Source organism: Rhodothermales bacterium (genome assembly GCA_034439735.1).
GTDB lineage: Bacteria > Bacteroidota > Rhodothermia > Rhodothermales > JAHQVL01 > JAWKNW01.
Genome location: JAWXAX010000254.1, coordinates 1 through 9,799, shown reverse-complemented (window position 1 = coordinate 9,799; position 9,799 = coordinate 1). Strand labels below are relative to the sequence as shown.

5 protein-coding genes are annotated in these 9,799 nt (G+C 62.0%); 3 read left to right on the top strand and 2 right to left on the bottom strand.

Going from position 1 to position 9,799, the window contains the following annotated elements:
* Positions 1 to 96 precede the first annotated feature (96 nt).
* Entirely contained in the window at positions 97 to 1,770 is a 1,674-nt protein-coding gene (locus tag SH809_17970; protein MDZ4701604.1) for a DUF1800 domain-containing protein, read from the bottom strand.
* Positions 1,771 to 2,001: 231 nt separating this feature from the next.
* Positions 2,002 to 2,988, bottom strand: coding sequence for a type IX secretion system protein PorQ (porQ, locus tag SH809_17965; GenBank protein ID MDZ4701603.1), 987 nt, complete (start codon positions 2,986 to 2,988; stop codon positions 2,002 to 2,004).
* 258 nt (positions 2,989 to 3,246) lie between these two features.
* On the opposite strand from porQ, the gene SH809_17960 reads away from it, so the two are divergent.
* From SH809_17960 to recN, 3 genes are all read left to right on the top strand, one after another.
* Positions 3,247 to 3,846: a YceI family protein gene (locus SH809_17960; protein ID MDZ4701602.1), complete on the top strand. Its 600-nt coding sequence runs from the start codon at positions 3,247 to 3,249 to the stop codon at positions 3,844 to 3,846.
* Between the two features lie 206 nt (positions 3,847 to 4,052).
* Positions 4,053 to 7,454: a preprotein translocase subunit SecA gene (secA, locus tag SH809_17955; GenBank protein ID MDZ4701601.1), complete on the top strand. Its 3,402-nt coding sequence runs from the start codon at positions 4,053 to 4,055 to the stop codon at positions 7,452 to 7,454.
* A gap of 343 nt (positions 7,455 to 7,797) precedes the next feature.
* Positions 7,798 to 9,516 carry a DNA repair protein RecN gene (gene recN / locus SH809_17950; protein ID MDZ4701600.1) on the top strand — a complete coding sequence of 573 codons (1,719 nt, stop codon included), beginning with the start codon at positions 7,798 to 7,800 and terminating at the stop codon, positions 9,514 to 9,516.
* Positions 9,517 to 9,799: the final 283 nt, after the last annotated feature.

The following is a 9,799-nucleotide window of genomic DNA, read 5'->3' as shown; positions in this document are numbered from 1 at the left end:
GTAACGGGGTGCGGGGCGGGTGGGATGAGGATGATCACACATAGCTTCAGGCGATAAAAGACGTGGAAGGATCGCGGCGGTACCCGGCGCGCGGCATCAGGTGAGGTGGAATTCGGGGAACTGGCTCAGGTAGCGGGCGAAGAAGAGCAGCGTCCAGGGGGCGAGGTCTTCTTCGAGGTTCCACTCGTACCACGGCACCCCGCCGAGGAAGATCTTGGCCAGGTCGCGTTCGTACGCCGGCGCATCGAGCACCTCCTGCGGGATCGGATTGTTGACCAGGTCCCCGCTGAACGGATCGGCGACGGCGCCGATGTCGAGCGTGTCGAGCGGGACGTTCAAGAAGTGCTCGGCGAAGGCGATAGGCAGTTTAAAGGCGTGGAGCGGATCAGTCGCCTCTGGGAATTGTGCGGTGAGGGGCAGTAGATCGAGCGGTTGCTGGCCGTTGTCGCCGAAGAGGAGGAAGTCGGAGATCAGCCAGCGAATGGGCAGCGAGGTGGTGGTAAGCCACGTCCGATATCCCGGCCAGCCGGCGACGTTAGGCGGGTTGAGAAGCTGCTGCTCGATGAAGCCGGCGAGGCGGACAAACAGGTCCACACGATCCGGATCCGGCACAAGGTCGGTGTTGCCGTACAGGGTCACGAGCCAGTCGACCGGGCTGGAAATCTGGGCGCCGACCACCTCCTCATCGAAGAAGTGCGCGCTGGTGAGCATGGCCGAGACAACGGGTTCGATGGCGAAGTTATTGGCGAGAAAGACGCCGGCCATCTCCTGGACCATGTCGGGATCCGGCACGGCGTACACGAATTCCTGATAGAGTTTGGCGCAGATGAAGTACGCGATCTGCGGCGCGCGCTCCTCGAAGACGATGTCGACGACCTCGTCATATCCAAAATTACCCGTTCGCCCGAGAAAGGTCTTTTCGCCGCGATCGTGGAAGACCTGTACGAACTCCGGCTCGTTCGCGATGTAGTCGATCACCCAGCCCGTGAGCGCGCGGGCGATCGCGGCGATGTCTTCCTGGGTATAGTTGTCGTTCCCGTCTTTATCCTGTTGCCCCATCGTGAACAGCTCCAGCAGTTCGCGGGCGTAGTTCTCGTTGGGGGCGCCGACGCGGTTGTCTTCGCCGTTCAGGTAGGAGAGCATGGATAGGTCGTTGCCGGCGGCGCGGACAAACGCCTTAAAATCGCCAAACGCGTGTTCGCGCAGCATGGCCAGGTAGCGATAGGCCTGAGTCGCGAGAAAGTAGTCGTCCACCTGCGTCACGAAGTGGTTGTGCCAGAAGAGCACCATTCGCTCGCGGAAGCCGACCGGCCGGAAGAGCCCCATCCACCCGTTGATGAGTTCGCCGACCCATGCGATGTTGGCCTCGATAAACGCATCGATCACCTCCTGGGGACCGCTGAAGTCGGGGAGTGGCTCATCGACCCATACAGGTGGCCCGGGGAACGGCGTGGCGTCGCGGTCCAGGGCGCGGGCAACGATCTCGTGCACGGCTTCCGCGGCGGTTTTCCCAACGAGCGCCTGGATCTGCGCCGGCGAAGCACCGAAGCCCGTCCGGCGCAGCAAATGGGCGGCGCGAGCGCGGTCGAGCGGTGGTGTGTAAGGTTCCAGGCCGGCGGCGACGCGGAGGGGCGAGGCAGGGGGATGTGGCGAGTGTTTGCCGGCCACCGGGGGGACGCGCTTCAAAAACGCCGGGAGATCGGAACTGGCGGAGCGCGGGCGTTCACGGGCGCGCTCGATGAGCACACGTATCTTCGCGGGATCGTTCATATTCGGTACGGGATAAAGCGAGAGGAGAAAGACAGCGTGATCGACTGCCTACCCTGCTATATGCGCAAGTCCCTTACCAGATTACCCGATACCTCCAACTTAATTTCAGCGGGTTGGGTAACAACGCTGTGACGGCGCCCGGATATGCCGGGCGCGGTATAAGGTTCAAGGTTCGAAGTTCAAGGGATGACATGTTTAAGGGATGTCCTTAAATCACGAACCTTAAACCCATCAGACCGTCGTGCGGAGCGTCAGCTGGTGGAGGCCGCCGAAGGAGGACCAGGAGCTGAAGGCGTAGTCGAAGTGAAGGCGGGAGACTTTGATGCCGGCGCCGAACCCGAAGCCGGCGAAGTCGAGCCGGCTCTTGAACTTGAGCGCCTCGTGCCGGCGGTGGTTGTAGCCTACACGCAGGTTGAACCCTTCGCTGAACTGAAACTCGCCCCCGACGGCTACATGGTGCATGGCCTCGTCGAAGCCCGTCGCCCCGGAACCCAGCTCGCCGATCGACTGGAGGTTGTACCCGGTGACGGTGACCAGCAGCGGGAGGTAGCGCAGTCTGCGGGAGAGAGCGACACGAACGTCGAGCGGGAGTTCGTCCTCCACTGCCCCGAGCGAGTTGAGCGTCAGGCCCAGGTTGTGCACGGAGGCGCTGGCCGTAAAGCCGCCGTCGAGCGTGTGGTACAACAGTCCGACATCCGCGGCGAGAGCGGACGCGTTGAAGTCGCCGATGCGGGAGAAGATGGAATGGACGTTGGCGCCCAGGAGGACATGGTCGTCGAATCGGCGGGCGAGGCCGAGGGTGAAAGCGATATCGGACGCGTTGAAGGAGCCGATTTCCTCGCCGGCCGCGTCGCGTTCGGTGAGATCGCCCCAGCCCAGGAAGCGAACGCCCAGACCGGCCTGCCCCAGGCCGCCCAACTGGAAGCCATAGGCGGCGAAGCCGGCTCGGAGGTCGCTCACATGGTTGAGGAAGGACACCGAAAGCTGGCGATCAACCAGGTCGCTCAGCAAGGCCGGGTTGTAGAACATCCCGTTGATGTCGTCATCGTACATCGCCGCAAACGACCCGCCGAGAGCGGCCGAACGGGCCGAGGGCTCGAGTTGGAGAAAGGCAAAGCCGGACGACTCTCGCTGGGCCAGAGCCGGTGCGGCGGACGCGGAGAGGAGACACCAGATACAAACGAGCCGGCTCAACCATAAAGGGTTATGTTGCGTCATGCGGCACTTCCAGGACGGGTGATTACGAGAGGCGGCCCGTTTTCTACATCGGCCCGTTTTCTACATCTGCCCGTTTTCTACATCTGCCAGCAAAGGGGGATCCAGGATGGAATGAGATCGGCCGACGGGGCGTCTGTTAACACAACGTAACGAATCCGAACAGCCGGAAACCAAACGTCGAAACAGCGTTAAACCACACATCAAGCGACACATTTCGTCTATCGAAACGCGTCACACCATTCAGATACGAAAAAAAATATGTTTAAACACGTACGCTTCGCTCTGCTTGCGGTCATCCTTCCGCTGGCGGGCTTTATTACTTTGGGCCAGCTGGCCACAACCTACACGGCCGACAAGGCACACTCCGAAGTGGGCTTCAAGGTGCGTCATCTGGGCATCAGCAACGTGCGCGGCGAGTTCTCCGACTACGATGCGAATGTCTCGATGGACGGCGAGGACCTGAGCACTCTTCAGGCCGAAGCTACGATCAAGACGACCAGCATCAACACCGGCAACGAGCGCCGCGACAACCACCTCCGCTCGGATGACTTCTTCAACGCCGAGCAGTTTCCGGCGATGACCTTTAAGAGCAAGGCGGTCCGCAACATCAGCGGCAGCACGTTTGAGCTCGTGGGCGACCTCACGATCCGCGACGTCACAAAGGAAGTCGTGTTCGAGGCCGAATACCTCGGCGCCGGCAAGATGATGGAGACGGCCAAGGTTGGTTTCGAAGCCGAAACAGTCATCAACCGCTTCGACTTCAACCTGAAGTGGGACAACCTCACCGAAGCCGGCGGCTTCGTGGTGGGAGAAGAAGTGACGATCGAACTCGCGCTTGAGCTCGACGCGGTCAAGTAATCCGGCGTAAACGTCAGAATACGAGGGCAACCGGCGCGTCAGGCGCCGGTTGCCTTTTTTGTTGGATAACCCACCCGCGGCCGCAGAAACATGAAATCCGTGCCCGGCGGCGGGCGGCGATCGGATCAACTCGCTACCCGAGCGCGTTCGGATGGAGCCAGCGCCATGCGCGCGCCGGTTCATCACGCATTGCATGAGTCCTTTCCATGATCAAGTTTATCCAGAAGCTTTTCGGCGGCGACTCGAACGAACGCGACCTCAAGAAACTGTGGCCGACCGTTGGGGAAATCAACGACTGGTACGCGAAGTGCAAGACCCTCTCGGATGACGAACTGAAGGCCAAGACGGGCGAGTTCAAGGCGCGCATCCACGAGGCGGTCGCGGATATCGAGGCGCGGCGGGACGAGATCCGGCACGAGTTGCGAACGGGCCTATCCGAGCAAGCCGCCAGCGGCGACGGGCAGCCGTCGGAACTGTCGATCGAGGAAAGCGGACGTCTTTCGGAAGAGCTGGACGCCATCGATCAGCAGTGGCTGGATACCGTGGAGGATGTGCTGGAAGAATTGTTGCCTGAAGCCTTCGCCGTGGTGAAGAGCGCCTGCGAGCGCCTCGTCGGGCAGTCGTGGAAAGCCGGCGGCTCCATAGTGAACTGGGACATCGTTCCCTACGATGTCCAGCTCATCGGCGGCATCGCGCTCCACCAGGGGCGGGTGGCCGAAATGAAGACGGGTGAAGGCAAGACCCTCGTAGCCGTCGCCCCGGTGTACCTCAACGCCCTCGCCGGCCGTGGTGTCCACCTCGTCACCGTCAACCCCTACCTCGCCCAGCGCGACGAGGAGTGGATGGGGCCGATTTTCCACTTTCTGGGTCTCACAACGGCGGTGATCGACCGCCATGAGCCCCACACCGAAGCCCGGCGGGCCGCCTATCGGGTGGACATCACCTACGGCACCAACAACGAGTACGGGTTCGATTACCTGCGAGACCACTCGTTCGTCACCGAGGCCGATCATCTCGTGCAGCGTGAGCACTTCTTCGCGATCGTCGACGAGGTGGACTCCGTCCTCATCGACGAGGCCCGCACGCCGCTCATTATCTCCGGCCCGGTTCCCCAGGCCAACGACTCGCGCTTCGACGAACTCAAGCCGCCGGTCGACCAGCTCGTGAAAGCCCAGCAGAAACTCGTCGCCGGCTTCGTCGCCGAGGCCGAGAAGATGCTCAAAATGCGCGATGAAGCGCGCGCCGCGGGCGAGAACAAGAAGGCCAACGAATACGAAGATACCGCCGGCCTCGCCCTCCTCCGCGCCCACCGCGGCTTCCGCAAAAACAACCGCCTCGTCAAGCTCATCAACGAGCCCGGCGTCGAGCAACTCCGCCAGAAGACCGAGTTCTTCTACCTGCAGGAAAACGCCAAGAACATGCCATTTGTCGACGAAGAGCTGTTTTACGCGCTCGACGAAAAACAGCATGCCATCGAGATGACGGAGAAAGGCCGCGTCTACACGGCCAAAGCCTCCAATCAGGACGTGAACCTCTTCGTCCTCCCCGACATCGGGGAAGAGACGGCGCTCATGGAAAAGGCGCACGCCGACGCCGTGAAGGCCCTCGAAGAAAGCATCCGGAAGATGGACGATCTCACGCCAGAAAAGCGCCAGCACAAACTGGAGAACGACCTCCGGCTGCTGGGCAGTGAACTGGCGGAAAAAAAGCGCACACTCTATACCACCTACTCGGACCGCGCCGAGCGACTCCACGCCATCGAACAACTGCTGAAGGCCTACACCCTGTTTGAGAAGGACATCAACTATATCGTCCAGGAAGACAAGGTGATGATCGTCGACGAACACACCGGCCGCGTATTGTCCGGCCGGCGCTACTCCGACGGACTCCACCAGGCGATCGAAGCGAAGGAAAACGTGAAGGTGCAGGCGGCGACCCAGACGTACGCCACCATCACCCTCCAGAACTACTTCCGCATGTACCACAAGCTCTCCGGCATGACGGGCACGGCTGTGACGGAGGCGGAGGAGTTCTTCAAGATCTACAAGATCGATGTCGTCGTCATCCCCACGAACAAACCGGTCACACGTAAGGACCTGGACGACCTCGTGTTCAAGACGCGGCGCGAGAAGTTCAACGCCGTGATCGAAAAGATCACCGAGTACAACCAGAAGGGGCAGCCCGTGCTGGTGGGCACGACAACGGTGGAAGTCTCGGAGACGCTCAGCCGCATGCTGACGCGGAGCAAGATCAAACACAACGTGCTCAACGCCCGGAGGGACCGCGCGCTGCAGGAAGCGCTCATCGTCGCCGAAGCCGGCGAGCGGGGCGCCGTCACCATCGCCACCAACATGGCCGGCCGCGGCACCGACATCAAACTCGCCGCCGGCGTGCGTGAACTCGGCGGCCTCGCGATCATCGGCACCGAGCGCCACGAGAGCCGGCGTATCGACCTCCAGCTACGCGGCCGCGCGGGCCGGCAGGGGGACCCCGGCGAGAGCCAGTTCTACATTTCGCTGGAAGACAACCTGATGAGCCTTTTCAAGAGCGACCGCGTCGCGCGGGTGATGGATCGGCTCAATCTGGAAGAAGGCGCCGTGATCACCCATCCGTGGGTAAACAAAAGCATCGAACGCGCCCAGAAAAAGGTCGAACAAAACAACTTCGGCATCCGCAAGCGCCAGCTCGAATACGACGACGTGCTCAACGCCCAGCGTCAGGTCGTCTACACCCGCCGCATCAACGCCATCCATGGCGACTTCATGCGCGGGGACATCATGGAGATGCTGGAGAAGCTCGTCCGCGACATCGTCCCCGCCCGATACGCCGAGGGCGACCTCGCCGGCCTGCGCGAAGAATTGCTGCGTGTCCTCGCCCTGGACTTCGACATCGACCAGGAGACCTTCGCCCGGCTCGGCGAAGACGGGGTGACGGACAAGGTGATGGCCGCCGCCACCGAGTACTACACCCGGAAACGCGAAGCCCTCGCCCGCCCGTTCGCCGACAGCATGACGCGGTTGCTTGAAAGCGACGCCGAGCAGAAACCGGAGCGGATCTTCGTCGACTTCACCGACGGCCGCCGGCTCATGCGCGTCACCGTTCGCGTGACCGACGCCGCCGAGTCCCAGGGCCACGCGATCAACAACGCCCTCGAACGCGTCGCCCTCCTCGTGTTCATCGACGAACACTGGACGGAGCACCTCCGCGGCCTCGACGAGGTCAAGGAAGGCATCGGCCTGCGCGCCTACGGCCAACGCGACCCGCTCGTCGAGTATAAGATCGAGGCCTTCCGGCTGTTCGGGGAGATGATGAATACCATCAACCAGGACGTCGTGTCGTTCGTCTTCCGAGCCGGCCCACTCGTCAACAACGCCGCCGCGCCGCGGCGGACCGCCCGCCCGGCTCAACAGCGGCTCGACCCGAAACGCGCCCAGGCCAGTCAGCCCACCGATTCACCGTCCTACGGGGTTGGCGGAAAGGAGCCTTCCGCCGCCGACCGCGACCCCACCGCCGGACCCCAGAGCGTCGTCGTGGGCGAAAAAACCGGCCGCAACGATCCCTGCCCCTGCGGCAGCGGCAAAAAGTACAAGCACTGCCATGGGAAGTGAAGGTAAAAGGTAAAATGAAAAAGGTAAAATGGGTGCGATGCTGCGGGCATGGAGGGTATGCCGGGTGTGTGATTCGCGTCTAGGGAAGTAAGGGGAGGGGTCTTTGACGTTCACGCATCGACTCAGACATATAGTATGCACATCTAAAAAAAAGCTGTAGATTCCTCTGGGCTCGTGAAACGAACGCGCAGCGAACACTGGGATTGAATGATAAGCCATTCCCCCGTTTCGCCTTTTGCCTTTTCCATTTTGCCTTTTGCCTTTTCCATTTTGCCTTTTGCCTTTTCCATTTTGCCTTTTCCATTTCGCCTTTTGCCTTTTCCATTTTGCCTTTTGCCTTAGCATGCTCCGCTCCCTCTACATCCGCGACTATGCGTTGATCGAAGAGCTCACCGTGGAATTTGAAAGCGGCCTGAACATCATCACGGGGGAGACAGGGGCCGGCAAGTCGATTCTGATGGGGGCGCTGAAGATGATCCTCGGCGAGCGGGCCTCGCTGGAGGTGATCCGGACGGACGCGAAGAAGGCGATCATCGAGGGCCTGTTCGACAACACGGGCTCGGGCCGGATTCGGAAACTGCTGGAGGAAAACGACCTCGACCCCGCGGATCAGATCATCCTCCGCCGCGAGATCTCCGCCGCCCAGAGCCGCGCGTTCGTGAACGACACGCCGGCGCCGCTAAACGTCGTCCGCGAAGTCGCCAGCCAGCTGATCGACCTCCACGGCCAGCACGAGCACCAGATGCTGCTGCGGACAGAGACGCACGTGGATGTGCTGGATCAGTTCGCCGGCCTGGGAGACCTCCTCGCCCGCTACCAGGCCCAGCACGGGGATACCGCCACCCTCGTGCGCGAGCTGGACACCCTCGTCGCCCAGGAGCGCGACCTCCGCCAGCAGAAAGAACTGTACGAATTCCAGATCGAAGAGATCGACGCCATCGGGCCCGAGGAGGGGGAGGAAGATGCGCTCGAAGGCGAAGAGCGCATCCTGGCCAACGCCGAGCGCCTGTACGAGGCGACCATCCAATTGTACGACCTGCTGTACGAGTCCGACAACGCCGTCAACGACCATCTGGTGCGGGTCCGTAACGAGTTGCAGGACCTCGCGCGGATCGACGCCGGCCTCGAAGAATCCGCTCGAGAGGCCGAAAGCGCCCAGATCGTGGTGGCCGAGCTGGCGCATTTCCTGCAGGACTACAACGCGCGGATCGAGTTCAACCCCGAGCGTCTGGCCTTCATCCGTTCGCGTCTGGGCGACATCGAAACCCTCAAGCGGCGCTACGGCGGCACCCTCGAATCCGTGCTGGCGCATCGTAAAGATATAGGCGCCCGCTACGAGCTGGCCGTCAACTTCGAGGGCGCCATAGGCGTGTTGAAGGAGAAGATCGCGGAGCGCCAGGCACAGCTGTCGGATACGGCCCGCCGGCTGTCGCGGAAACGACGCGAAGGGGGGGATCGGGTCGTGAAAGCGATCGTGGCCGAGTTGGGCCGGCTGGGGATGCCGCACAGCCGATTCGAAGTCCGTTTCACGCAGGCCCCCTCCTCCGCCGGCTGGATTACGGACGAGGCCGGGCAGCGCGTACAAGCCTACCCGAATGGCATGGACCAGGTCGAGTTCTTCATCTCCACCAACCCCGGCGAGTCCCTCAAACCCCTGGCGCGGGTCGCCTCCGGCGGCGAAATCAGCCGCATCATGCTCGGGCTCAAGACGATCCTCGCGAAGAGCGAGCGGCTTCCGATTCTCGTGTTCGACGAGATCGACGCCGGCATCTCGGGCACGATCGCCAACAAAGTGGGCGAGAGCATGCGCGACCTCGGGCAGTACCACCAGATTATCGCCATCACCCACCTCGCCCAGATCGCCGCCATGGGCGACGTACACTACCGGGTAGCCAAACACGTCGAAAACGGCCGGACCCACTCGACGATCACGCGCCTGCCCGACGCCGAGCGTGTCCGCCAGGTGGCCTCGCTCATCAGCGGCGCCGAGATCACCGACGCGGCGTTGCAGAGTGCGCGCGAGTTGATGGCCGCCGGCCGGCGCGTCGAACGGGCGGCGTGAGGGTATATTTCCCGAGGAAACAGGCCTGCGGTGGCATATATAGGGCGGGCACCCTTAATTTCGGCGAATAACGTGTACGCCTCCCGGATGCGTCTTGTTGTGTGACGATCGTTGAGTCTCGGGCGCCGGCTATTCACGCACCTCCCCTTCCGGCCGGCCACCAGGCTCGGTGTTTTTTTGTTTGAATTCAACTTATAGCGATTACATGGCTACCAAAAAGATCAAGTTCGGCACCGACGGATGGCGGGCCGTCATCGGAGACGATTACACGTTCGAAAACCTG